23 protein-coding genes and 1 pseudogene are annotated in these 25,352 nt (G+C 65.3%); 8 read left to right on the forward strand and 16 right to left on the reverse strand.

The window, feature by feature from the left end:
- The first annotated feature begins 4 nt into the window (after positions 1–4).
- The 3 genes from BJF89_RS05035 (at position 5) to BJF89_RS05045 (ending at position 1,733) form a co-directional block, all read left to right on the forward strand.
- Positions 5–928 (forward strand): ornithine cyclodeaminase family protein, encoded by a 924-nt coding sequence (locus BJF89_RS05035; RefSeq protein ID WP_075812815.1) that lies wholly within the window; start codon positions 5–7, stop codon positions 926–928.
- Between the two features lie 105 nt (positions 929–1,033).
- A complete protein-coding gene (locus tag BJF89_RS05040) occupies positions 1,034–1,366 on the forward strand; it encodes a VOC family protein (RefSeq protein ID WP_075812817.1) in 333 nt (110 codons plus the stop codon).
- A 52-nt stretch (positions 1,367–1,418) separates the two neighbouring features.
- Positions 1,419–1,733 (forward strand): hypothetical protein, encoded by a 315-nt coding sequence (locus BJF89_RS05045; RefSeq protein ID WP_075812819.1) that lies wholly within the window; start codon positions 1,419–1,421, stop codon positions 1,731–1,733.
- 168 nt (positions 1,734–1,901) lie between these two features.
- On the opposite strand, the gene xylB is transcribed toward BJF89_RS05045, so the two are convergent.
- Together xylB and BJF89_RS05055 are read right to left on the reverse strand one after the other, a co-directional pair.
- The gene (xylB, locus tag BJF89_RS05050) at positions 1,902–3,323 is read right to left on the reverse strand and encodes a xylulokinase (protein ID WP_075812821.1); all 1,422 of its coding nucleotides are present in this window, start codon (positions 3,321–3,323) and stop codon (positions 1,902–1,904) included.
- A gap of 1 nt (position 3,324) precedes the next feature.
- Positions 3,325–4,176 (reverse strand): DeoR/GlpR family DNA-binding transcription regulator, encoded by an 852-nt coding sequence (locus tag BJF89_RS05055; RefSeq protein WP_075812823.1) that lies wholly within the window; start codon positions 4,174–4,176, stop codon positions 3,325–3,327.
- A gap of 157 nt (positions 4,177–4,333) precedes the next feature.
- Between BJF89_RS05055 and BJF89_RS05060 the strand changes: the two genes are divergently transcribed.
- The 3 genes from BJF89_RS05060 (at position 4,334) to BJF89_RS05070 (ending at position 8,438) form a co-directional block, all read left to right on the forward strand.
- A complete protein-coding gene (locus BJF89_RS05060; protein ID WP_075812825.1) occupies positions 4,334–5,686 on the forward strand; it encodes an RbtT/DalT/CsbX family MFS transporter in 1,353 nt (450 codons plus the stop codon).
- Positions 5,687–5,720: 34 nt separating this feature from the next.
- Positions 5,721–7,223 carry a mannitol dehydrogenase family protein gene (locus BJF89_RS05065; protein ID WP_075812827.1) on the forward strand — a complete coding sequence of 501 codons (1,503 nt, stop codon included), beginning with the start codon at positions 5,721–5,723 and terminating at the stop codon, positions 7,221–7,223.
- A gap of 183 nt (positions 7,224–7,406) precedes the next feature.
- Positions 7,407–8,438, forward strand: coding sequence for an ABC transporter substrate-binding protein (locus BJF89_RS05070; RefSeq protein WP_075812829.1), 1,032 nt, complete (start codon positions 7,407–7,409; stop codon positions 8,436–8,438).
- Positions 8,439–9,374: 936 nt separating this feature from the next.
- On the opposite strand, the gene BJF89_RS05075 is transcribed toward BJF89_RS05070, so the two are convergent.
- From BJF89_RS05075 to dxr, 8 genes are all read right to left on the reverse strand, one after another.
- Positions 9,375–10,232, reverse strand: a complete 858-nt coding sequence (locus tag BJF89_RS05075; protein ID WP_139311886.1) for a hypothetical protein — start codon at positions 10,230–10,232, stop codon at positions 9,375–9,377.
- A complete protein-coding gene (locus tag BJF89_RS05080; RefSeq protein ID WP_139311887.1) occupies positions 10,225–11,013 on the reverse strand; it encodes a hypothetical protein in 789 nt (262 codons plus the stop codon). The genes BJF89_RS05075 and BJF89_RS05080 overlap by 8 nt, the downstream gene beginning before the upstream one ends.
- 124 nt (positions 11,014–11,137) lie before the next feature.
- The gene (locus BJF89_RS05085) at positions 11,138–11,731 is read right to left on the reverse strand and encodes a carboxymuconolactone decarboxylase family protein (RefSeq protein WP_075812835.1); all 594 of its coding nucleotides are present in this window, start codon (positions 11,729–11,731) and stop codon (positions 11,138–11,140) included.
- Positions 11,732–11,805: 74 nt separating this feature from the next.
- The gene (gene map / locus BJF89_RS05090; protein ID WP_075812837.1) at positions 11,806–12,690 is read right to left on the reverse strand and encodes a type I methionyl aminopeptidase; all 885 of its coding nucleotides are present in this window, start codon (positions 12,688–12,690) and stop codon (positions 11,806–11,808) included.
- Positions 12,691–12,701: 11 nt separating this feature from the next.
- Entirely contained in the window at positions 12,702–14,573 is a 1,872-nt protein-coding gene (locus BJF89_RS05095) for a penicillin-binding transpeptidase domain-containing protein (protein WP_075812839.1), read from the reverse strand.
- A gap of 98 nt (positions 14,574–14,671) precedes the next feature.
- Positions 14,672–15,844 (reverse strand): flavodoxin-dependent (E)-4-hydroxy-3-methylbut-2-enyl-diphosphate synthase, encoded by a 1,173-nt coding sequence (gene ispG, locus BJF89_RS05100; protein WP_075812841.1) that lies wholly within the window; start codon positions 15,842–15,844, stop codon positions 14,672–14,674.
- 86 nt (positions 15,845–15,930) lie between these two features.
- A complete protein-coding gene (locus tag BJF89_RS05105; protein ID WP_075812843.1) occupies positions 15,931–17,157 on the reverse strand; it encodes an RIP metalloprotease in 1,227 nt (408 codons plus the stop codon).
- Entirely contained in the window at positions 17,154–18,338 is a 1,185-nt protein-coding gene (gene dxr, locus BJF89_RS05110; protein WP_075812845.1) for a 1-deoxy-D-xylulose-5-phosphate reductoisomerase, read from the reverse strand. Before dxr ends, BJF89_RS05105 begins: the two co-directional genes overlap by 4 nt.
- A gap of 217 nt (positions 18,339–18,555) precedes the next feature.
- Here dxr and BJF89_RS05115 point away from each other — a divergent pair, with 217 nt between their 5' ends.
- Positions 18,556–19,056: a DUF2631 domain-containing protein gene (locus BJF89_RS05115; protein WP_369803650.1), complete on the forward strand. Its 501-nt coding sequence runs from the start codon at positions 18,556–18,558 to the stop codon at positions 19,054–19,056.
- Positions 19,057–19,225: 169 nt separating this feature from the next.
- Here the strand turns inward: BJF89_RS05115 and rlmN are convergent, their stop codons facing one another.
- A complete protein-coding gene (gene rlmN / locus BJF89_RS05120) occupies positions 19,226–20,338 on the reverse strand; it encodes a 23S rRNA (adenine(2503)-C(2))-methyltransferase RlmN (protein ID WP_075813352.1) in 1,113 nt (370 codons plus the stop codon).
- Between the two features lie 68 nt (positions 20,339–20,406).
- On the opposite strand from rlmN, the gene BJF89_RS05125 reads away from it, so the two are divergent.
- A complete protein-coding gene (locus BJF89_RS05125; protein WP_075812849.1) occupies positions 20,407–20,910 on the forward strand; it encodes a lipopolysaccharide assembly LapA domain-containing protein in 504 nt (167 codons plus the stop codon).
- A 15-nt stretch (positions 20,911–20,925) separates the two neighbouring features.
- Here the strand turns inward: BJF89_RS05125 and BJF89_RS05130 are convergent, their stop codons facing one another.
- The 5 genes and pseudogenes from BJF89_RS05130 to rpsB form a co-directional block, all read right to left on the reverse strand.
- Positions 20,926–21,822, reverse strand: a complete 897-nt coding sequence (locus BJF89_RS05130; RefSeq protein WP_083650533.1) for a phosphatidate cytidylyltransferase — start codon at positions 21,820–21,822, stop codon at positions 20,926–20,928.
- A 35-nt stretch (positions 21,823–21,857) separates the two neighbouring features.
- Positions 21,858–22,415, reverse strand: coding sequence for a ribosome recycling factor (gene frr, locus BJF89_RS05135; RefSeq protein WP_075812851.1), 558 nt, complete (start codon positions 22,413–22,415; stop codon positions 21,858–21,860).
- Positions 22,416–22,565: 150 nt separating this feature from the next.
- Entirely contained in the window at positions 22,566–23,261 is a 696-nt protein-coding gene (gene pyrH / locus BJF89_RS05140) for a UMP kinase (RefSeq protein WP_222843805.1), read from the reverse strand.
- A gap of 215 nt (positions 23,262–23,476) precedes the next feature.
- Positions 23,477–24,294 (reverse strand): annotated as a pseudogene (gene tsf, locus BJF89_RS05145) (translation elongation factor Ts).
- A 54-nt stretch (positions 24,295–24,348) separates the two neighbouring features.
- Complete coding sequence (gene rpsB, locus BJF89_RS05150) at positions 24,349–25,185, reverse strand: 30S ribosomal protein S2 (protein ID WP_038548102.1); 837 nt, start codon at positions 25,183–25,185, stop codon at positions 24,349–24,351.
- Positions 25,186–25,352 lie beyond the last annotated feature (167 nt).

Below are 25,352 nucleotides of genomic sequence, written 5' to 3' on the forward strand. Positions count from 1 at the left end.
CACCATGTCTATCCCCTTCATCTCCGCCGACACCGTCCGCGAACGGGTGCCGATGGCCGCGGCCGTCGATGCGATCGAGCAGACTCTCCGCGACGGTTTCGACACGGCGGCCGCCCAACCCCGCAGCAGTGTTCCTCTCGACCACGGCAGTTTCCTGCTCATGCCTGCCGAGATCAACGGGTCCGCCGGGGTGAAGGTCGCCTCTGTCGCACCGGCGAACCCGGCCGCCGGGCTCCCGAAGATCCAGGGCCTCTACCTCCTCTTCGACGGTGAGACTCTGGAGCCGACCGCGGTCATGGAAGGCAGCTCGCTCACCGAGATCCGCACCCCTGCCCTGTCTGCCCTGGGCGTCCGGCACCTGGCGGCTGACAAGCCGCTGGATGTGGTTCTCTTCGGCACCGGGCCGCAGGCCTACCGCCACGTCCATGCCACCGCGGCGGTGCGGAACCTCGCTTCGGTCACGGTGTTCGGACGTCGCGGGGAAAAGGTCACGGAGCTCGTGGACCGCCTCAGCGCCGACGGTGTCACCGCCCGGGCTGGCACGGATGCGACACAGGACATCCCCGCAGCCGACCTGGTGCTCTGCTGCACCAGTGCCCGTGAACCGTTGTTCGACGGCGCCCTGGTCAGTGACGACGCACTGGTGGTGGCGATGGGGTCGCACGAACCCGACGCGCGGGAAACCGACGATGCCCTGCTGGCACGGTCGACGGTCTACGTCGAGGACGTCGACACCGCCCTGCGTGAGGCCGGTGACGTACGCATCGCGGTCGACAACGGGACAGTCGGCGTCGATGCGCTGCACACCCTCAGCGACCTGGTGAACCACGGAGCGGACGATGCTGCCGGGCCGAGTTTCTTCAAGACGGTGGGCATGGGCTGGCAGGATCTCGCCGTGGCGCAGGTGGCCTACCGTCCGGCGGGATGACCGGTGCGGGGGGCGACCGTCGAGACCGGTGACAGCACCCACCCCCTGTCGTATCGTGGAAAGACAGAGTGCCCAACACCGCCGTCGCCAGGACAGGAATCCACCATGATCACCCGTGTACTTGCCCACTGCACCGTCTCCGACCTCGCCCGGGCACGGGACTGGTACGGCGGACTCTTCGAGCGGACCCCGGATGCCGAGCCGATGCCCGGGCTGATCGAATGGCACATCGGTGACAGCGCCGGTCTCCAGGTCTGGTCGGAACCAGATCGGGCCGGAGCGTCGAGCGTGGTGCTCGGAGACACCGACATCGACGTTGTAGCGGCACGGATGACCAGGTTGGGAATCGACCACGATGGTCCGCAACCCGGTGGCGGCGCACGGATCCTCCCGCTGTCCGACCCGGACGGCAACCGGGTCGTCTTCTTCGGTACCTAGATGATGGAGACGATTCACCGGGCAGGATATCGTCACCGTCACCGTGCCCCCAATGTCCCCATGCCCCGGCTCCTCCACACGCCCCTCCAACGCAGTCGACGGCCTCGAACGCACCTGGAGTGTGTGCACCACCGACAGTGGTTGGCACATGGTGCAACGGTTGGCCTACGAAGCTCCCGACCTGGTCACAGGCATCGTCTCGGGGAACGCCGAAACCACCGCCTGGGACGGTGACTCTCCTGTCCAGCTCATCGCGGGGCATCACAGCGGCCATTGTTCCCCCACCGCGACCGGACGCCGGGGCAACACCGGTGGCGCCCGCTACGACAGTCCCGGCGTGATCTGGGAACTATTCTCAGGGAGGTAGAGCCGACTACGGCTGCCTGCGTCCCCGCCCTGACATGTCATCTGAGTCACCCGCCAGGTCACGACACTGCCATTTTCTGGTCTGACGGGTGACTCAGATGTCGCAGGACCTATCGGGCCGCAGACCGGAGCGACGGATGGTGCACCCCAGTCCCCACGCACGACTGCCCTATGCCAGGCCCCAGTTCCAGTCCTTCGTCGCGGTGCGCAGGTGGGCGTACGAGCGCACCGTCCGGCCGTTGAAGGGGGCTGAAGCCGGGGACGTCCCCGCAATCGACCACTCCGGTGGTCGGCGGTCCCCGGACAGCGCCCACGCTGCCTGACGGGCCGCACCGAGAGCGACGTACTCGGCAGGGGCCGGGACCAGGACGTCGACACCGAAGATGGACGGTGCCACGGCGCGGACTGCCGCGGACCGGGCGCCGCCACCGATCAACAAGACACGGGTAGCCTCCACCCCGGTCGCTCCGACCAGTGCCTCCACCGCGTCCTTCATCGAGCACAGCAGTCCCTCCACCGTGGCGCGGGCGAAATCTTCCCTGGTGGTCGCGGTCGTGATGCCCTGCAGGATGCCTGTCGCATCCGGACGGTTCGGGGTGCGTTCCCCGTCGAGGTACGGCTGCAGCACCAGTCCACCGGCACCCGGGGTGGACGCCAGGGCCAGCCGCTCAAACTCCTCCCAGTCCACGCCCAGCAGGCGGCGTCCCATGTCCAGAACCCGGGCGGCGTTCAGTGTGGCCACCAGTGGCAGGTAGCGTCCCGAAGCATCGGCGAATCCGGTGACCATGCCTGCCGAATCGTGCACGCTGTCCGGGACGACCGCCGAGGCCACACCGGAGGTGCCGATCGACACGCAGACGTCCCCGGGCTGCAGAGCGAGGCCGAGCGCGGCGCCCTGGTTGTCCCCCGTGCCCGGCGCGATGATCGTGCCGCGGGCAGCAGCGGCGCGGTTGGCTGAGGCGGCCACCGTCCCAACCCTCTCATTGGGGCCGGCCAGCCGCGGCAGCTCGACCGGGTGGCCGAGCGCGCGTTCGGCGAGTTCGGGGAGCCACCGTCGCTCCCGGGTGCTGTAGTACCCGGTGCCCGAGGCCTCCCCGTGGTCGGTGATCTTCTCCGCGTAACCGGAGAGGTACCACGTCAGGTAGTCGTGCGGGAGGAGCACGCTGGCGGTGCTGGCGGCATTGTGCGGTTCATGGTCGCGCATCCAGCGCAGTTTCGTCGCGGTGATGGAGGCGACGTACCGGCTGCCGGTGAGGTTCACGCAGGCGCGCTCCCCGCCGATCTCGGCGATGAGGTCCTCTGCGGCGCGCGCCGAGCGGGTGTCGTTCCACAGCAGGGCGTCACGGACGACGTCACCGTCGGTGTCGAGCGCCACCATGCCGTGCTGTTGTCCCGCCACGGAGACGGCGTCAGCCCGGTCGAGCAGTCCCTCGGTCGCCTCAGCCATGGCCTCCACCCAGGCCCGTGGGTCGACTTCGGTACCGTCCGGGTGACTGGCGCGCCCCTCGTCGACGACCTCCCCGGTGTCCGCGTCCACCAGCAGGGCTTTGCAGGACTGTGTGGAACTGTCGATCCCCAGAACCAGAGCCATCTCAGTTGTCTCCTTCGGTTGATGCGAGCACGTGGAGAGCCGCCCCGGCGCTCTCCAGCAGCGTCCGGTCGGCATCGCTGACATCGCTGTCGACGATGACGTGGTCGAACTCCTCCACATCGGCGACCTTGAAGACTCCGGGGGCACCGAACTTCGTCGAGTCGACGACGAGAACCCTGACCGGGGCGATGTCCAGTAACGCACGTTTGGTCTCGGCCGCCTCGGTGTCAGGGTGGAACAACGCCATACCTGACGTTCCCCCGGCGGTACCCGGCACCGGACGGAGCGAGGTCGTCGACACGAAGGTCACGTCCGCCGACAACCGGCGCAGCTGTTCGGAGGTCATCGCCCCGAGGAAAGAGTCGGTCTCGGGGATGTACTGGCCGCCGCACCCGATCAGCCGGATATTCGCGGCGCCGGTGCGTTGTCGGTGCAGACTCATCGCCGCCAGTGAATGCGTGATCAGTGCTGACGGATTGCGTTCCGGTAGCAGGGTGACCAGTGGTTCGAGCGTGGTGGAGTCGTCGATGGCGACAACCGAACCGTCCTCGATGAGCTCTGCGGCGAGAGTGCACAGCCTGCTCTTGACGTCCCGGTGCAACTGCCGCCGCTGACCGACGCCGAGTTCACTCATCGACGGGGTGACCGAGCGTGCCCCACCACGGACACGCTCCAGCAGATGGTCGGCGGCAAGACTGTCGAGGTCGCGGTGCACGGTCATCTGGCTGACGTCGAAATGGCGGGCGAGTTCCTCGACCCGGGCCGTGCCGTGGCGGGTGACGTAGGCCACGATGTTCTCACGGCGCTTGTCGGGACGTTTCTCCGCACCCGGCGCAGGTGTTGGCTGTGGCATAACGGCCACGATAGCACGGCCACATTGTGAGGTAGCCCCCGTTTTAAACATCGTTCTGTTGTAAGTCGTGACTTTCTAACATCATGACGGTAGGTTGACCGCAGTGGCTCATGACATGTGACCCACATCCCCTGCCTCCCCCACACCAGGAGCACAGATGACTACCCTCACCACCCAACCCAGGACCGCCGGGCTCCTCGACCGGCTCGGCGTCCCACGCGCCCTGATCTGGGGCTTCATCGGACTCACCATCTTCATGATCGGCGACGGCGTGGAGACCAACATCCTCGAGCCTTTCCTGCGCGACGACCACGGGTTCTCCACCTCCCGGGTCGGCACACTGGTCACCGTCTACGGCATCGCCGTCGCCGTCGCCGCCTTCTTCGCCGCCGCACTCTCCGACCTGTGGGGACCGCGCCGGGTGATGATGCTCGGCGTGGGGGTGTGGGTCACCCTGGAACTGGCGTTTCTCTGCCTTGCACTGACCACCTCGAACCCGTGGCTGATCTTCATCACCTACGGACTCCGCGGCTTCGGCTACCCGCTGTTCGCCTACGGCTTCCTCGTGTGGATCACCGCCGTGGCCCCTGCCGAAGACCGGGCCACCGGCGTGGGATGGTTCTACGTCGGCTTCTCCGCCGGACTACCCACCCTCGGCGCACTGACGGCCACGGTATCGCTGTCCCTGCTGAACCTGGACTTCTACCAGACACTCTGGCTCTCCCTCTCGCTGGTTGTCATCGGTGCCGGCATCGCGCTCACCGGCATCCGTGAGCCTGTCGGGCGCCGCCCCCTGGTCGACAACCCCGAAGAGGTCAGCGCCACACTCTCCCGCGGGTTCAAGTTGCTGGCCACCGACAAGAGGGCACGACGGGTGACCTACATCCGCACCATCAACTCTGTACCGACCTACGCCATGGCCGTCTACTTCCCCGCGTACTTCACCGACGAGCTCGGCTGGAAACTCGGATGGTTCCTCATCCTCACCACCGTGATCTACGCGGTCAACCTGCCGTTCAACCCACTCTACGGACGCATCGGCGACCGCCTCGGCTGGGCCACCACCATGTTCTGGGCAGGGGCGGTCGCCTGTGCCGTCACCCTCGCTGCGGTGTACTTCACCCCGCTGATCGGGCGCTCCCTGAATGTCTCCGACCCGGTGGTCTACGGGGTCACGCTCTTCTTCGGTGCACTGTTCGGAGTCTCGCTGGCCGGTTACGTCCCCCTCTCCGCGATCGCCGTGGCCATCGACCCGGAGCACCCGGGGGCTGCGATGTCCACCTACAACCTCGGTGTCGGTGCCGCGGTTGCCGTCGGCCCCCTGCTGGTCGCGGTTTTCCTGCCCCTGGTCGGCGCGACCGGGCTGACGTTGATCATGATCGCGCTGTACCTCGTCGCCGCCTACCTCTCGTTGACCCTGCGTGGAAACCAACCGGGGTTCGACGGCGTGCCTGACAACGTCCCCGAACCCCTCGCCGAACAGGCCGCCGCCGCGGCCGAGAATAACTGACCCCCCCCCACACTGCCCAAGGAGCCCCGCCACCATGTCCCACCCCCTGACCACCTCCCTCCTCCCCGAGCTCGCAAACATCACCGGGGGCCGTACCGCCGTCCCGTCCTACGACCGCTCACAGGTGTCCCCCGGGATCGTGCACATCGGCGTCGGCGGCTTCCATCGCGCCCACCAGGCAATGTACCTCGACCGCCTGATGAACCAGGGCCGGGCGATGGACTGGGGCATCATCGGCCTCGGCGTGATGCCGTCCGACGTTCGCATGCGCGACGCACTCGCCGGCCAGGACCACCTCTACACCCTCACGACGAAAGCGCCGGACGACACCGAGGACGCCCGCATCATCGGGAGCATCATCGACTACGTCTTCGCCCCCGACGACCCCGCCGCCGCAGTCGCGATGCTCACCGACCCACAGATACGCATCGTCAGCCTGACCGTCACCGAAGGCGGCTACAACATCGACCACGTCACCGGTTCCTTCGTCGAGGATTCCGAGCACATCGCGCACGACCGTGCCGCACTGCGGGCAGGTGACTACGCCAGCCTCCGCACGTTCTTCGGCCTGGTCACCGCCGCGCTGGCCGAGCGACGGCGTGCCGGGAACGCACCGTTCACGATCATGAGCTGCGACAACATCCAGGGAAACGGGGACGTCGCCCGCGCCACGTTCGTGGCATTTGCCCGCTCCGTCGACGCCGGGCTCGGACGTTGGGTCGACGACGCAGTCGCCTTCCCCAACTCCATGGTCGACCGGATCACCCCCGAAACCACCGAGGCCGACCGCTCCGACGTCGCTGCCCGGGGCTACACCGACGCTTGGCCGGTGGTCTCCGAGGACTTCACCCAGTGGGTGTTGGAAGACAACTTCACCGCGGGGCGTCCCCGCTACGAGGACGCCGGGGTCCAGCTCGTCGACGACGTCGTCCCTTATGAGCTGATGAAGTTGCGGCTGCTCAATGCATCCCACCAGGGCCTGTGCTACTTCGGCTATCTGGCCGGACACCGGATGGTGCACGACGTCATGGCCGATCCCCGCTTCGGTAAGTTTCTGCTGGCCTACATGACCGACGAAGCGACACCGACCCTGAAGCCATTGCCCGGGGTTGACCTGGACGCCTACCGCCGGACGCTCATCCGCCGCTTCGGCAACGCCGCAGTGAAGGACACCGTGCCCAGGCTGTGTGCGGAAAGCTCGGACCGGATCCCCAAGTGGCTGCTCCCCGTCGTCCGGGAGAACCTTGCTGCCGGACGGCCGGTCCGCCTGTCCGCCGCCATCGTCGCCTCGTGGGCCCGCTACGCCGAGGGCTTCGACGAGAACGGTGAGCCAATCACCGTCATCGACCGCATGGCTGGCCGGATCACCACCACGGCCGCCCGGAACGGGGAGGACGTCCTGGCGTTCCTGCGTGACCGTGAGATCTTCGGTGACCTGGCGGACTCCGCCGAGTTCACGTCCGCCTACGCAACGGTTCTGCGGTCCCTGCACGGTTCGGGGGCGGATGCCACCCTCGACATGCTGCTGCGTGCGTGAACGGGGGTAACACATACCCGGCCGGGCTCTTGTCTGGGCTGTTTCACCTGTAGTAGGTTCGGTACGGCCCGCTACAAGTAAACGTAGCCTACGGTTATAGACGTTTCACTGAGACAACAGCCCGGCTGAGTGCCACACACGGCGCCCACGCTCCCCTCGCCGGGCAGGAGAGGATCCCCCTTCATGCTGCACACTGCCCGTCGCTTCCCCGCGCGAACCGTCCGCCGCACGTTGACCGCCACCGTCCTCGCCGGTGGACTGGTGCTCGCCGGCTGCTCCTCCGACGACTCCGACAACGCCTCGGAGGACAACACCTCCTCCGACAGTGCCGGAGCCGGTGCCGAGGAGTCCGAGGTCACCATCACGAACATGTACGGTGAGGCGACGTACAACACCAACCCGGAGACCGTTGTCGCCATCGGCACCGCGGTGGACAATCTCCTGGCTCTGGGCATCACCCCGGACGTCATCGTCGAACGTGGCGACGACGCCGACGCAGACTGGAAGAACCCGCAGTTGGAGGGTGTCGAGCGCATCCCGATGTCCGAGGACTTCCCGCTCGAGGAGGTCGCCTCGCACAACCCTGACCTTGTGGTCGGTGACACCTACCGCATCAAGGAGGACGCCTACGACGAGTTGTCCAAGGTCACCGACGTTCTACCCGGTATGGACGAGGACGCCAGCTGGGAACCTCAGCTGGAGGCGCTCGCCGAGATCTACGGCCTGGAGGACAAGGCGAAGGAGGTCATCGACGCCGACGAGGAGGCCTTCGCTGCCGTGCGCGATGAGCTGCCCGGACTCGAGGGAAAGACTGCGTTGACCGTGCAGGACCGCGGCGGACAGTTCGGCGTGATCGCCGATCCGGAGAACATCGCCAACAAGTTCTACTCCCGACTGGGGATGACTCTGCCGGCGTCGTTCACCGACGGCTCGCTGAAGATCGAGGGTGGTCGTGCCCAGATCTCCTACGAACGTGTGTCGGATCTGGCGGCGAACTTCATGGGTATGTACGCCACAGAGGGCATGGACAAGATCCGCGCTATCTCCGGCTACGACCAGCTGCCGCAGGTGGAGTCCGGTGCCGTGATCGAGGACAACAAGGCCGTCATGGCGGCGTTGAACATTCCGTCCTCACTGTCGAACGCATGGCTGCTGGAGCAGGTGCGCGACCAGTTGGAGATCGTCGACGGCGAGGACGCGGTCGACGCGGAATAGAGCATCGCTGTAGTGCACGTGGCTACCCGCACTACAGAGGGGGCCTGGAGACCGTTCACTGGTCTCCAGGCCCCTCGTTGCACAGTGGCCCCCGCCGGGGCCCGGGTGAACCCCGCTGCTACCGGATAACCTTCTTCACTGTTGTCTTCTTCTCACCCAGGAACTGGCGACGGAAGTAAGTGTCCAGCAGGGAGCCACCTACGGTTGTCCGACGGGTTTTCTGACGCCTCCCCTGCCCGCTACTGAACAGGGAACCTGTCGAAGCACCTTTTCCCTGGCCGGTTCTGGTCCCTTTCTGCCCGCCTGTACCGACAGGTGCGGTACCGGCACTGCCCGCACGATGACCCTGAGCGCCGTTGCCGTTTCCGGCGGCGGGTGTTGCCCCACCCGTGCCTGGGACCGCGCCTCGGGCACCAGTTCCGTTCTGGGTGGCGCCCGCCCCCGCATGAGGTCCGCCCCCGATGGTGTGACCTGTGGAGGGTGAGCGAGGGGCAGTGACACTGACACCCTTGGGCAAAAGGGGTTGTGTGACACCACCAGCGATATTCCGGGGGCTTCCGGGAGACGTGGTGCCCGTCGGTGTCGACCGGCCGCCGGCACCTGGTCCGGGGGCGATACCGTTGGCAGTTGACCGTCCGGCAGTGGCGGACGCCGGTGACGCTGCCTGCGCTCCACCGGACGCGTTCTGGATGGCACCGGCCGGTCCCGGGCTAGTCTGACCGACCTGCGCGGCCTGTGAAGTTCCGGCTGGAGTCGTGGCAACCTGCCCTGTTTGTGGCGTTGCAGCATTGGGCTGGGCCGCAGCCTGGCCGGCTCCGGGAGCTGTGGCTCCGCCAGCTACCTGGGTGACAGTCTCCTGGGCGGCCATGGTCGCGGCGCCGCCGGAGTGGAGAGTCCCGGTGCCGGTGTGATTGACCACGGGGACGGTCAGGTTCGTCACCAGAGGACGCGCCGTGTCGAGCGCGGGTTGCAGGTAACCGGAAACGAAAGCTGCGACCTGCGCCTGGGATTTTGCCGCAATAGCGGCAGCACCTGCCCCGCCGGTGGCAACACCTGCAGCGGTAGCTTCGGCGCATTCTCAGCCTCCATCGCGACGAGCTGTGCATGGGCGGCCACTCTGATCGGCGGTAGTTGCAGCATCGAGGTTGCCATCGCTGTGGAGTTGGCGGCGACTGTTGCACATTGGTTCGCGATGGTCGATATTGCCTGTTCCGCCATGGAGAACGCGCTGCCTTCGGTGGTACCGGCAATCAGGGCGGCTGCACTCTGCAGTGATTCAGACGCCTGGAGCATCCTGCGACCGGCCGACGCCCATGACTCCGATGCGGCGATGATTCCACTGTCGTCTCCGGCGAACATCATGGTGAGTGCTTTCAGCGGAGTGGCCGCTTCAATTGCCGCAACAGGCGGCACGTAGGCGAGATCCAGCACTGGGATTTCCGGTCGTGGCGGCATGCCGAAGTGGACTTCCTTGTCCGGTGCGTCTGTGTAACTGAGCATACCGGTGAATGTGTCCACCGACAGGTATTCCTGTTCCGTCAATGCACCGATCAACGGCACGAGCGAATCGTGCAGCCACTGTACGTTCGTGGTGGCTGCCTGGGTCGCAACAGTCAGAGAGCCCGGGTGCGCACCGAGATACGCAGAGTACTGCGTGGCCACCGCACCGAGTGCGGGTGAGGTTGTGAATGTTGCCGCACTAGCCAAATTATGCGCACCAAACCCTATAACAGCCCAAGCTGAATCAATTTTTCGAATGACCGATTCGAACTCACCACCATCAAACTTAAACAACTTTGCCTCCGATAGAATTCACTATTACCTGCAACATTTTCTCCGATCCCTTACATTCATCCATACCCCCGGAATTACTATGCGTTGCCCGCAAGCTATAATCATCCTTCGTCAACCTTTTGACTGAAAAACACCCCACACTCTCTGCGAGTTCGCCAGAATCCACGTATTCATAACGCGAATAATTTGACTGTTCCAATCGCCCGTCCGGTATAACTTTTTCAATCTGATACTGAGTACCCCATATCACGCCTCGAACTTCCATCGAGATCATTTGCTCACTCGGATTTGGAACCATTGCACACTGGACTTGCCCCGGCCCCACTTCCCCTCTTTCGAGCGCCTCAAACCCAAGCTCCTCCATCCTCCGGATCACTTCCGGATGGCACGGATCAGGCATGTCCTCCCACTGCGGTAGCAGCGCCCTCTCCCCGATCGGTTCCAGAGCAACCGGGTGACCGACGAAACGTTGCGACTCAAAGACCAGCTTCTCCAACGGGTCAGGAGGCTCCGTCTCAAACCAGAGTCCCGTGTGCCCGGTCGGCTGGATCATCCGACCGTCCTCCGTCACCACGGGCTCGTCAACCCCCTCTCCCACCGGTGGAGCTGCGGCAGTCGCGTTGGGCTGCTCCTCCCCGGAAGATCTCCCGGCGCTGGCCTCGTCCCCCACCGATGAACAGGCGGTGACCATCAGCACCAACACCAGCACAACCAGGGCGCACGGCACCACCAACAACCGGTGCGAACCGTCATCCCCCACAACAGAATCCTGGTGGACCATAGGCCCCACCCCACCCCTTCACTACATCCAGACAGCCACTGTTCCCCGCGGCCCCCGCCCACACCCCCGATGGGTCAGACCAACACAGGGTAACCCACATTCACAGGAACGTCCAGAGGTAAAACTACCCTCGTTGCCCTTTCTTCCTGTCAACCGGCGTTCCCAGCACCGACAACGCCGTCGCCAGACCCGAATAGTTCGTCACCAGAATCACCAGAGCCACGAGCTCCCGGTCAGACAGATAGCTGGCCAGAGCCGACCAGGTCGACTCATCGACCTCACCGACGGCCACGATCTGGTCCACCGCATCCAGGATCACGCCCCAACGACGCGTCTGCCCGTGCGACTCCCCTTCCATCGCCTCAATCTGGGCACCGGTCAGCCCAACCGACATACCGAGCTTCCGATGGTGGGACGCTTCATACTCCGACCCCTTCAGGTGAGCGACACGGAGGATCACCAACTCCGTCTCCTTGCGTGACAGGTAGCCGAACGGCATCATCGTCGCCGAATACACCAGCCACGCCTTGAACAGGCGGCGGGCCCGTCCGATCGTGGAGAAGACCCCCATCGTCTCAGTCCCCTGCACCCGGGCCCCGAGACGCGCAATCAGGTGGTTGACCACCCCCAGCTCTCGCACCCCCGGCACTTTCTCGCCGGGGCGCACGATACGCCTCGCACCCTCCGTGGACACCGACTCGGACCCAGATACGTTCATACCCCAACACGCTACCTGAGCCCCCTGCCTCGGCGACGTGCTTCAGAGAATTCACGTCCCGGAACAACAGTGCGCTACTTGACCGTCTGGTCCTTCTCGTCCTCACGCAGGGTCAGAACGTCCACGCCGGTCTCGGTGACGACCATCGTGTGCTCGAACTGAGCCGACCACTTGCCGTCCTTGTTCTGCACGGTCCAGTCGTCGTCCCAGATATCGTAGGGAAGATCGCCGAGATTCAGCATCGGCTCGATCGTCAACGTCATCCCCGGCTCGAGAACCGTGTCGTAGGCCGGCTCCTCGTGGTGCAGTACCACCAGCCCGTTGTGGAACGTCGGGCCGACACCGTGGCCAGTGAAATCGCGGACCACCGAGTACCCGAACCGCTTCGCGTACGCCTCGATCACCCGTCCGATCACATTGATCTCCCGACCGGGCTTCACCGCCTTGATGCCCCGCCACATCGCGGCGTAGGTCCGTTCAACCAGCAGACGGTGCTCCTCCGCCACGTCCCCCGCCAGGTACGTGGCGTTCGTGTCACCATGCACGCCGTTCTTGTAGGCGGTGACATCGATGTTCACGATGTCACCGTCCTGAACCACGGTGGTGTCCGGAATGCCGTGGCAGACGATCTCATTGAGACTGATGCACGACGCCTTCGGGAAACCCCGGTAGCCCAGGCACGACGGATAGGCACCGTGGTCGCACATGTACTCGTGCGCGACACGGTCGATCTCGTCGGTGGTCACCCCTGGAGCCACCACCGCCCCGGCAGCGGACAGTGCGCCTGCTGCGATCCGCGACGACTCACGCATCGCCTCTACGACCTCCGGTGTCTGCACCCACGGCTCACCGACATTCTCCTGAACGGAGTCCTTCCACACGTACTCCGGACGTTCAATACTGTCCGGAACCTTGCGGATCGGGGTGGGTGTACCGGGTGTCAGAAGCGCTCTACTCATGAGGCCCCAGCCTACTCCCCGTCCAGATTGTCGAAGAACCGCTGGGTCACCGCCACCGAATGCTCGGAGCCACCACCCAACACGATCATCGTCGCGAAAGCCAGGTCGTCGCGGTAGCCCATGAACCACGCATGGGAACCCTCGTTGATCTCGGCCTCACCGGTCTTGCCGTACACCTCGCCGGCGCCGGAGATCGCCGAACCCGAGCCGCTGGTCACCACCGCCCGCATCATGTCCCGCAGGTTATCCAGGACGTGCGGGGCCAGCGGTTCGCCCTCCACGGCATCCTTGCCGTCGGGGTCCAGGGTGTGCACGTCATCGGTGTCGATGAGGTTCGGCACCGGGGTGCGGCCGTTCGCAGCGGTCGAAGCCACCAGCGCCATACCGAACGGGCTGGCCAGGTCGAGCCCCTGGCCGTACCCTGCCTCGGTCCGGTCGAGCATGACCTCACCTTCCGGTACCTGACCGGTCATGGTGGTCAGTCCCGGAATGTCGTAGTCGCGCCCCAGACCGAACTTCCTGGCCTCCTCCTTCAGCTCCCCTGGTGCCATGTCCGTCGAGATACGGGCGAACGTGGTGTTACAGGACTGCGCGAATGCATTGCGCATCGAGGTGTCCCCGAGCGAGAAAGAGTTGTAGTTGGTGACGACACGTCCACCGATGTCCTGGGTCGACGGGCAGGACACTGTCGAGTCGGCGGTCAGCTCCTCCTTCTCCACTCCTGCCGCGGCGGTAATCACCTTGAAGGTCGATCCGGGAGGGTACTGTCCCGACAGCGCCACGTCACCGTGCTTGTCCGCTTCGGCTGTCTGCGCGACGGCCAGGACCTCCCCGGTGGAGGGACGCATCACCACCATCATCGCCTGGTCATTCGGACGGGTGTCGACTGCCTTCTGCGCCGCTTCCTGCACCTGCCTCGACAAGCTCACCTTGACCGCAGGCGACGGTTCGGCGGCGGTACGTTCCATGGTGCGCACCACTGACGCGTTCTGGTTCACCGCCACAACCTCCCACCCCGGCTCACCCGCCAGTTCGGGCTCGACCAGTTGAGTGACACGGGACATGATGTCCGGCGCGAAACCGGGATCGGGGCGCACCATGTCGGGCTCTTCGTTCAGCCGGACACCACTGACAGACTCCAGGTCCTGCCGGACACGGTCACCGAATTCTCCCGGGATCGTCGTCACCGAGTAGGTCCCGTCGGCGTCCAACGCCGCCGAGGACACCCGCGCTGTGTCGATCGTGGGGATCGCGTCTTCGTCAGCATGTGCTGCGTCGAGCACACGCGCGATCTGATCGACCGTCCCCTGGATGCCGCCGTTCTTCTTCGCTTCATCCGTGTCCAGCAGAACCCGCCACGTGGTGCCCGGAGTGGCGAGGACGGCACCGTCGGAGCCGACGATGTCAGCGACCTGGGCCTCGACGCGACGCAGTTCAAGATGCTGGTCCGCCCCGAGGTCGGGATGCAGGACGGACGACCGCCACCGCACCGTCCAGTCACCGTCGGTGCGGGTGGCGGTCAGCGTCGCGTCATAACGGAAGGTGCGGTCCCCCGGCAAGGTCCACGCCATCGTGTAGTCGGCAGTGGCCACGTTGTCGTCGGTCCGGATGTCACTCACTTCGGCATCGAGGGATTCCGCCTGCAGCGCCGACCAGGATTCGTCCAACGCCGTGGACGCCACCGATGAATCATCGGTGAGGTCGGCGGCCGCATCGATGTCCCGTGACTCGACGGCAGCGAGGAAGTCGCCGATGACGTCGTCGGCGACGTCCGGACGTGGAGTACATGCGGTAGCCGCGACAGTGACGGCAGTGAGGATCAGGCACAGGACGGTGGCGGCGATGGTGCGTCTCGGGGCCTGCGTCCCCGGAATCTGGATCATGCTCCGACGCTAGCAGCGCACAGCGCTGCTTCCCCGCACAAACACGAACGCATCATCCGTCACGTACTCGCGGCGGACGATGCGTCCAGGACGGCCGTCTAGCTTGTGACCTTGACCTGTGGGGTGCCGGTGAGACCAGCCGCGGCGAGAACCTCGGGGTCCATGTCCTCGGCGATCTTCATCGCCTCCTCGATGAGGACCTCCACGATCTCGTCCTCCGGCACGGTACGGATGACCTCGCCCTTGACGAAGATCTGGCCCTTACCGTTACCCGAGGCGACACCCAGGTCAGCGTCGCGCGCCTCACCCGGACCGTTGACCACACAGCCCATCACGGCGACACGCAGCGGCACCTCCATACCCTCCAGCCCGGCGGTGACCCGCTCGGCGAGACTGTAGACGTCCACCTGGGCGCGTCCACAGGACGGGCAGGACACGATCTCCAGCTTCCGGGGACGCAGGTTCATCGACTGCAGGATCTGGTCGCCGACCTTGATCTCCTCCACCGGGTCAGCCGACAGGGAGGTACGGATCGTGTCGCCGATGCCCTCGGCCAGCAGTGCACCGAACGCCACCGCGGACTTGATGGTGCCCTGGAAGGCAGGGCCTGCCTCGGTGACACCGAGGTGCAACGGGTAGTCCGACTGCGCGGCCAGCTGACGGTAGGCCTCGACCATGATCACCGGGTCGTTGTGCTTCACCGAGATCTTCAGGTCGCCGAAACCGTGTTCCTCGAACAGGCTCGCCTCCCACAGCGCCGACTCGACCAGCGCCTCCGGGGTCGCCTTGCCGTACTTCTCCATGATGCGCTTGTCGAGGGAACCGGCGTTGACACCGATACGGATCGGGATGCCGGCGTCTCCGGCAGCCTTGGCGACTTCCTTGACCCGGCCGTCGAACTCCTTGATATTGCCCGGGTTCACCCGCACCGCGGCACAGCCGGCGTCGATCGCGGCGAAGATGTACTTGGGCTGGAAATGGATGTCCGCGATCACCGGGATCGGCGACTTCTTGGCGATGGCGGGCAGCGCCTCGGCATCGATGGTCTTCGGGCAGGCGACGCGCACCATGTCGCAGCCGGACGCGGTCAGCTGGGCGATCTGCTGGAGGGTCGCGTTGACGTCGTGCGTCTTCGTCGTCGTCATCGACTGGACGCTGACAGGGTAGTCACTTCCGACGCCGACGTTGCCGACCATGAGCTGGCGGGTCTTGCGACGGGGAGCCAGCACCGGCGGCGGGGCGTCGGGCAAACCGAGGGAAATTCCGGTCATGTGTGGTCTAGTCCTTCTTTCCGTGTGGATCTACGTGCTCAGTCTACTCCCGCCTGCCGTGACGGGCTAAAACAACGGCGGCAACGTCACTGCGGCAACTGAAGTGGGTTCACCACGTCAGCGAGAATCACCGTCAGCCCGAACACCAGCAGAACTGCGGTGGCGACGTAGGTCACCGGCATCACCTTGACGTAGTCGACCGGGCCACCGGCCTCCAGTCCCCGCAGTCGCCGCAACCGGTCACGGAGCTTCTCGTAGATGACGATGACCGCATGTCCGCCGTCCAGTGGTGGCAGCGGCACCAGGTTGAACACCGCCAGGAAGAAGTTCAGGTTCGCCAGCAACAGCAGGAAGCTCATCCACTGGTCCTTCTCCACCATCTGACCACCGATGTGCGAGGCACCCACCACGCTGACCGGACTGTCGACGGAACGTTCTGCCCCGAAGATGGACTGCACAACCGGCCAGTAGCGTTCCGGCAGGTGGATCAGGGCGTCAACGGTCTGTTTGCCGAGGTTCCATGTGAAGTCCGCCGTGCCGCCGACGGCGGTCACCGGGTTGTAGTCGACGTTCGGCGTGGGCTGCACCTCGAACTGCACACCGATCGCGCCGACGGTCTGGCCTTCCCGCTCGACGAGCTCCACCTGCAAATCCAGGTTCCGGTCCTGCCCGTCGCGTTCAATGGTGGCGGGGACGGTGACAGTCTCCCCCACGGCCGCTCCACCCTCGCCGGCGACGCGCCCCGCATCCTGGACCGCGGCGACGACATCCGGGAACTCCTCGATCGTCTGACCGCCGACCTCGCGGAATGTGTCACCGACCTGCAGGCCGGACGCCGCCGCGGAGCCGTCACCGGTGCAGGAGGTGTCACCCTTGTCGCTTCCGCGCGAACAGACCAGCTCGGCAGCTGTGGCAGGCTGCGGCGGCGGGGTCGTGTCGGGCAGACCGAAACTCACCGCCACCCCGAAGATGATCAACACCCCCAGCACGATGTTGACCAGGATCCCCGCCATCATCACGAAGACCCGCTTCCACGCGGGCTTGTTGATCATCAGGTGGGGTTCTTCCTCCTCCGTCCACGGGTCATTCACCGTCATCCCGGCGATGTCGCAGAACCCTCCCAGAGGAATGGCCTTGAGCCCGTACTCGGTGTGTCCACGCGTGGTGGACCACACGGTCGGTCCGAAACCGATGAAGTAGCGCCGTACGCGCATGCCGCACACTCGTGCGGCGACCATGTGTCCCGCCTCGTGCAGGGCGATCGTGACGCCGATACCCAGGGCGAAGAGGATGACGCCTAGCGCAAAGCTCACCGGCCCATCCTTTCGTGGGCCCTGGCGCGTGCCTCGCGTTCCGCATCGAGGACGTCCCCGATGTCGCGGGGGCGACCGACCCGGTCAGCGCAGTCCTCCATGACGTCGGCGATGGTGTCCACGATCCGGGGGAAAGCCAATGCACCGGCGAGGAACTCCACGGCAGCCTCCTCGTTCGCGGCGTTGTACACGGCCGGCATGCACCCGCCGGCGGACACTGCCTCGCGTGCCAGGCGGACCGCCGGGAAGACCTCGTCGTTGAGAGGCTCGAACTCCCAGCTGGAGGCCGTGGAGAAGTCCAGGGCGCGTTGGGCGCCGGGCACCCGTTCCGGCCAGCCCAACGCCAGACTGATCGGCAACTTCATGGACGGCGGTGACGCCTGGGCGATCGTCGCACCGTCCCGGAAGGTCACCATCGAATGCACGATGGACTGGGGGTGCACGGTCACGTCGATCCTGTCGGCCGGAACGCCGAACAGCAGCGATGCCTCGATGAGTTCGAGTCCCTTGTTGACCATCGACGACGAGTTGAGCGTGTTCATCTGCCCCATGGACCAGGTCGGATGATTCGCCGCCTGCAACGGGGACACGTCCTGCAGCTGTTCGCGCGTCCACCCGCGGAAAGGCCCGCCGGACGCGGTGAGCACCAGGGAGTCCACGTCCTCGTGACGTCCGGACCAGAGACACTGCGCCATCGCCGAATGCTCGGAATCCACCGGCACCAGCTGTCCCTCCGCCGCCGCAGTGATCACGAGTTCACCGCCGGCGACCAGAGACTCCTTGTTGGCCAGCGCCAGTCGTACCTGCCCGTTGAGTGTCGCCAGGGTGGCATCCAGACCCAGCGAACCCACGAGAGCATTCAGGACGACGTCCTCGGCGCCCAGTCCCAGCGAGTCGGTCAGTCCCTCCACCAGTTGGCGGGCGGAATCCACCCCGCGGACGACATGACCGTCCAACTCCCGGTCGACCTCGTCAGCGGTGCGCTCGCTGGCGACCGCCACCTGGTGGGCGGCCAGGCCGAAGGCCCGGATCTGGTCAAGCAGGACGTCCGGCTTCGACCCGTGTGCAGAGACCCCGACCAGGTCGAAGCGGTCGGGGTTCTGTGCGATGATCTCGAGCGCCTGGGTACCGATCGAACCGGTGCTTCCGAGCACCACTACTCGTTTCTTCACCCAGCCCATTGTTCCACGCCTCCACGACCGCGCGGTAGTCGGGAGGCCACGCCTGCAACTCCCCCAGGAGACCTCCAGCAACCCTCCAGCTGCCGGTCAGCAAGAGGGTGAGGGCGGCGCGGACTGGGTCACGGGCCGGGAACGGACCCAAACGGGGGAACCCGCACCGGGTCGGAAGTTCTCCCCACCGCGGGGATGTGTCACAATGGATCCGATAATTCGGCAGGTGACCACTGCCGTCCTAGTTCAGGAGGATATCGACGTGGCCGATCACGGAAATCATGGCACGAAGGTGGCAGTGTACAACGGCGTCTCCACCGAGGATGAGCCGTCCGCTGCCTGGGGCTGGCACCAGTTCCCCCGGAAGACGACGATCGTCGTCGGTTACCTCGGCGGGCTCTCCATGTTCGGCATGTTGTTCGGTAACCACAAGGGTCATGTGGAGAGCATCTGGCTGATCGCCATCGGTGTCCTCGTCCTGCTGGGGACCACGCTGTACGCGCGTCACTCCTCCCCCAACTGGAAGCCGAAGCCTGCCCGTGCGACTGTGACCGCGCACAACAAGCCGGCCGGGCACCAGGAACCGGACTGGGCCGCCGACCAGCGTAACCTCACCGGAGCCTACGCCAACATGACCACCGCCGAGCTCCGGTCCTGGAACCTGCCCGGTGTCGGGTCCGACGGTGTCGAGAGCGTCGAGACGCCGAAGCACGCCCTGCACCACTAGCGGAGCTGACACTCCGGTGTCGACAAAGCCCCGTATCGTCCGTCGAGTAACGGACGGTGCGGGGCTTTGTCGTTCCCCGGCCCCTGAGACGGACGCTCCCGGTTGGTTCCAGTCCAGGAGACCAACCGGGAGCGTCCGTGTCAGGGGCCGGCTGAACGGGCTGAGGCGATCAGCGTTCCTCAGCCGCGAGCTGTCCGCAGGCGGCCGCGATCTCCTGGCCGCGGGTGTCACGCACGGTGCACGCGACACCCTGCGCCACGACCCGCCGGACGAACTCGTCCTGCACGGGCTTCGGCGACGCATCCCACTTCGAGCCGGGCGTCGGGTTCAACGGGATGAGGTTCACGTGCACCTGGTTGCCGAGCGCTCCCCGCAACTTCTTGCCGAGCAGATCGGCACGCCACGGGTGATCGTTGATGTCGCGGATGAGAGCGTACTCGATGGAGACACGGCGACCGGACTTGTCGGCGTAGTACCGTGCCGCCTCAAGGACTTCGTCGACGGACCAACGGTTGTTGACCGGGACAAGGGTGTCGCGCAGTTCATCGTCCGGGCAGTGCAGGCTGACAGCCAGGCGCATGTGCATGCCTTCGTCCGCGAGCTTACGGATCGCCGGAGCGAGCCCCACGGTCGAGACCGTGATGTTACGCGCCGAGATACCGAAACCTTCCGGAGACGGGGAGGTGATGCGCCTGATCGCCTTGACCACGCGTTTGTAGTTGGCGAGAGGCTCCCCCATCCCCATGAACACGATATTCGACAGGCGCCCCTCGCCACCCTCGACCTCGCCGTCGCGCATCGCTTTCGCCGCCGCGCGGACCTGTTCGACGATCTCCGCGGTGGACAGGTTACGGTCCAACCCACCCTGACCCGTGGCACAGAACGGGCAGGCCATGCCGCAACCAGCCTGGGACGAAATACAGAGGGTCGCGCGGTCCGGGTAACGCATCAGGACGGACTCGAGCATGGTGGCGTCGTGCAACTTCCACAGCGTCTTACGGGTCTGTCCGTCGTCACAGGAGATGTTGCGCACCGACTCCATCAGCGTGGGGAACAGTGTGTCCTTGACGGTGCCGCGCAGGCCCTCCGGAAGGTCCGTCATCTGCGACGGGTCCCCCTCCAGGCGCCCGTAGTACTGACGCGCGATCTGGTTGGCACGGAAGCCGGGCAAACCGGCGTCGGTGACCGCCGACTTGACCTCGTCGTCAGTGAGGTCAGCCAGATGGGTGGGTGGCATGCCCCTGGTGGGAGCACGGAACTGCAGTTGTACCGGTGTAGTCATGGTGTCGGCCATTATTGCACGTCGAGGAGGGGGTGAGCACATCGTGTCATGCCACTACACTGGGCGGCATGACTAAGAGCCCCGGGAATGATTACTCAGACGACCTGTCCGTCCCCGCCACCGATGCGGCGGAAGCAGCCGAGAACGCCGAGTTCAGCACAGGCACCACCGGCACAGACCTCGCCGAGACGACAGCCTCGGGCACCAGCCCCGACACCGTGGACTCCGGAGCTGCTGGAGAACCGGCAGGCCCCACAGACTCAGCGCAGCCTGCGGACGAGAAGCCGACCGTCGCGGGATCGATCGCAGGGTCAACGTGGGTGGGCCTGTCCATCGGCGCCGTCATCCTGATTCTGCTGCTCGTTTTCATCCTGCAGAACCAGGACTCGGTCCGGCTGCAGATGTTCGTCTGGCAGTGGAACTTCCCCATCGGCGTAGGCATGCTGATCGCCGCCATCGCCGGAGCGCTCGTCATGGCGTGTGTCGGCGCGGTGAGGATCCTGCAGCTGCGACGGCAGATCAACCATCCGGACGGTGCTCGCGGAAAGGGAGCCAAGGCAAAGAACCGCTGACCCCTGTCCCCGCTCTCACAGTGCCGCGACGGCGGTCATCACGATCCAGGTGAGCATTGCCGCCGGCAGCATGCCGTCGAGGCGGTCCATCAGTCCACCGTGGCCCGGAATCATCGCGGACATGTCCTTGATCTTCAGGTCGCGCTTGAACTGCGACTCGACGAGGTCCCCTACGGTCGCGCAGAGTGCCAGTCCGGCACCCAGCGACAGCCCCAGCACGTAGTGCATGGGGTCGCGCAGGTCCAGGAGGAACAGCACCGACAGCATGCCGACCAGTGCCGCGAAAATGACCGAGCCGGCGAACCCCTCCCAGGATTTCTTCGGACTGATCGCGGGCACCATCGGATGACTTCCGAAGAACACACCGGCCGCGTACCCGCCCACATCTGAGGCAATCACGCACAGCATGAATGTCAGGACGAAGCTCCACCACGGAACATCCTGGTAGGACAGCTGTGACAGCATCCCCGCGAATGCCCCGCACATCGGTATCCACACCAGGACGAACAGCGAGATGCCGATGTCGCGTAACCAGTTCGTCGGCGGCACCGTCCTGCCGTTGTGGAAGAGACGGGCCACCACCGCCGCCACAGCACTCAGGGCGAAGGCTGAGACGAGGCCGGTCACGCCGAACGGCCAGGACAGCCAGATCATGGCCTGTCCGCCGATGAGGATGACCGGGAGGTTGAGTCCGTAGCCGTTCTCCCGCAGTCGGCTCCAGACCTCGTAGGTGGCCAACCCCATGGCCGCGGCGATCAGGGGGTACCAGACGTACGGGATGGCGAGGCCCGCCACCACCAGCACGCCGAGGGCGACCCCACTGGCGATGGCGACGGGAAGGTTCCGCCCGGCGGAGTTCTTCGGCTGCGGCAGGCGGTAGCCGGCCCGTCCCACGGTGTTCGCGGCATTCACGGCGCCGTCTGGCTCTGATGGACGTCCAGCAGACACTAGACCTCCATCAACTCCTTTTCCTTCGACTCTACGACGGCATCGACCTGCCCGACGTACTGCTGGGTGACCTTGTCCAGCTCCTTCTCTGCCGCCTTGACCTCATCCTCGCCTGCCTCCCCGTCCTTCTGGATCTTCGACAGGCTGTCCATGCCCTTCCGGCGGATGTTGCGGATCGCGATCTTCGCGTCCTCGCCCTTCGACTTCGCGACCTTGACCAGGTCGCGACGCCGCTCCTCCGTCAGCTGCGGTACCGTCACACGCAGGACGTGGCCGTCGTTGGTGGGGTTCACCCCGAGGTCGGAATTGCGGATCGCATTCTCGACCTCCTGCATCGCCGACATCTCGTAGGGTTTGATGATCAGCATGCGGGGCTCGGGAACGCTGATCGTCGCCATCTGGGTGATCGGGGTGCGCACACCGTAGTACTCGGCGAACACGCCGTTGAACATGGCGGGGTTCGCGCGGCCGGTCCGGATGGTCATCAGGTCCTCACGGACGTGCTCCACCGAGCGGCTCATGTAGTCCTCGGACTCGAGCAGGGTGTCGTCAATCATTGCGGTCCTCTTGTCGAAGATAAAACTGTTGCGGGCAGGTCTTGCTGTTCCAGTGACGAATCTACCAGTCACCGGACCTGAGTTTCCCAGAAGTTCACCACTACCTCATGCAGGGGTGGTCAATTCTGCCGTCAGAGACGGGTGCGGAGATCAGGACGCCGGGGTCGCGACCAGGGTGCCGATCTGTTCCCCCGCCACGGCGCGGGCGATGTTGCCGTCGGTGAGGAGGTTGAAGACGAGCATCGGCATGTTGTTGTCCATGCAGAGGCTGAATGCCGTGGCATCGGCGACCTTGAGCCCACGTTCGATGACTTCGCGGTGGCTGATCTCGTGGAAAAGCTCGGCGTCCGGGTTGGTGCGCGGGTCGTCGTCGTAGACGCCGTCGACGCCCTTGGCCATCAACAGGACCTCACAACCGATCTCCAGGGCACGCTGGGCGGCCGTGGTGTCCGTCGAGAAGTACGGCATGCCCATACCCGCACCGAAGATCACCACGCGACCTTTCTCGAGGTGCCGGTCGGCGCGCAACGGGAGGTACGGCTCGGACACCTGCGCCATGTTGATGGCAGTCTGGACGCGGGAGTCGATACCCTGCTGCTCCAGGAAGTCCTGCAGGGCCAGACAGTTCATCACCGTGCCCAGCATGCCCATGTAGTCGGAACGCGCACGGTCAAGGCCGCGCTGCTGCAGTTCGGCACCCCGGAAGAAGTTGCCGCCACCGATCACCACGGCGATTTCCGCACCGGTGGCCGCAACCTCGGCGATCTGGCGGGCCACGTTCTCGACGACGTCGGGGTCGATGCCGACCTTGCCGCCGCCGAACATCTCTCCCCCCAGCTTCAACATGACCCTCTTGTAGCCGGTCGAGGTGTCTCCAGTGCTTGCAGTGCTTTCGGCCACCGTGGGATCTCCTTGTGGGGTGTAGGTACGGTCTGTATCCGATTGATCATCCTAGCGTGCCGGACTGCTCCGGACAGCACTGAACCCGCCGACCCCGCATGAGCGGGGGCGACGGGTCCAGTGCCGTTTCGCCTGTGGGGCGGGGCGAGGGTGCCGGGAGCCTAGCTCTGGCCGACCTCGAAGCGCACGAAACCGTTCAGCGTGACACCGGCCTCGTCCATGACCTGCTTGACGGTCTTCTTGGACTCGGTGACGGACGGCTGATCCAGCAGGCAGGCATCCTTGAAGTAGCCCTTGAGGCGGCCTTCGATGATGTTCGGCAGAGCCTTCTCCGGCTTACCTTCCTCGCGAGCGGTGGCCTCGGCGATCTCGCGCTCCTTGGCGACGGTCTCCTCCGGGACGTCCTCGCTGGACAGGTAGGTGCCTTCAACGCGGCGACCTGCATGGCAGCTGCCTTGGCTGCACCCTCGTCGTCACCGGTGTAGGAGACGAGCACGCCGACTGCCGGGGGCAGGTCGGACGAACGGTGGTGCAGGTAGACGGCGACCTTGTCACCCTCGATGGTGACGGCGCGACGCAGTTCGAGCTTCTCACCGATCTTGGCGGACAGCTCCTGGATGACGGTCTCGGCGGACTTGCCGTCGACGTCGGCAGCTGCCAGGGCCTCCGGGCTGTTGGCCTTGGCGGCGGCAGCAGCCTCGGCGATTCGGTTGGCCAGTTCGATGAACTCGGCGTTCTTCGCGACGAAGTCGGTCTCCGAGTTGATCTCGACCATGGTGTTACCGGAGACGGCGATGAGGCCCTCGGCCGCGGTGCGCTCGGCGCGCTTGCCCACGTCCTTGGCACCCTTGATGCGCAGGATCTCGACGGCCTTGTCGAAGTCCCCTTCGGACTCTTCGAGGGCCTTCTTGCAGGCCATCATGCCGGAGCCGGTGAGCTCGCGGAGCTTCTTGACTTCGGCGGCGGTGTAGTTCGCCATGTGAGGCGATCCTCCTTCAGATGGTGGAAGTGAAAAGTACAGACGTGGAGAGAATTACTCTGCAGACTCGGCTGCGGGGGTCTCCGCAGCAGCGTCAGCCTCGGGAGCCTCAGCCTGTTCCGTCTTCTCGGTCTTCTCTGCCTTCTCGGCGGTCTTCTCGGCGTCGCCGGCGGACTCCTTGGCTGCAGCAGCCTGACGCTCGGCACGGGCGGTGCGCCCTGCCTCGACGGCGGAGGAGATCACGGAGGTCAGCACCGTGGTGGCGCGGATGGCGTCGTCGTTGCCCGGGATCGGGAAGTTGACGTCGTCCGGGTCACAGTTGGTGTCGAGGATGGCGACGACCGGGATGTTGAGCTTCTTCGCCTCGGAGACGGCGATGTGCTCCTTGTTGGTGTCCACGATCCACAGTGCGGAGGGGACCTTGGACATGTCCGAGATGCCGCCCAGGACGCGCTCGAGCTTGTTACGCTCGCGGGTCAGCATCAGGACCTCCTTCTTGGTGCGGCCCTTGTAGCCGTCCTCAGCCGCTTCCATTGCCTGGAGCTCCTTGAGACGGTGCAGACGCTTCGCGACAGTCTGGAAGTTGGTGAGCATACCGCCGAGCCAACGGTGGTTGACGTAGGGCATCCCGACGCGCTCCGCCTCGGTGGCGATAGCTTCCTGGGCCTGCTTCTTGGTGCCGACGTAGAGGATGTTGCCGCCGTGGGCAACGGTCTCCTTGACGAACTCGTAGGCCTCGTCGATGAAGGTCAGAGTCTGCTGCAGGTCGATGATGTAGATGCCGTTACGGTCGGTGAAGATGAAACGCTTCATCTTCGGGTTCCAACGACGGGTCTGGTGACCGAAGTGGACGCCGGCGTCCAGCAGTTCGCGCATGGTGACAACAGCCATGATAGTTCAGGAGAGTTCGCTGACCGGGGATCCTCCCGGCCGCCGCTCCCCTTCCTCGCTTTCAAAAGTTCAGGTTGACGGTTCTTCTACGGCCGACTTGCCCACGGTTTCCGTCGGTTCATCGGTCGTCCTGGCAGGCATCCCCGGGTTGTCCCCGCCCACTTAAC

Origin of the sequence: Corynebacterium sp. CNJ-954, assembly GCF_001942345.1 — a bacterium.
Classification (GTDB): Bacteria; Actinomycetota; Actinomycetes; order Mycobacteriales; family Mycobacteriaceae; genus Corynebacterium.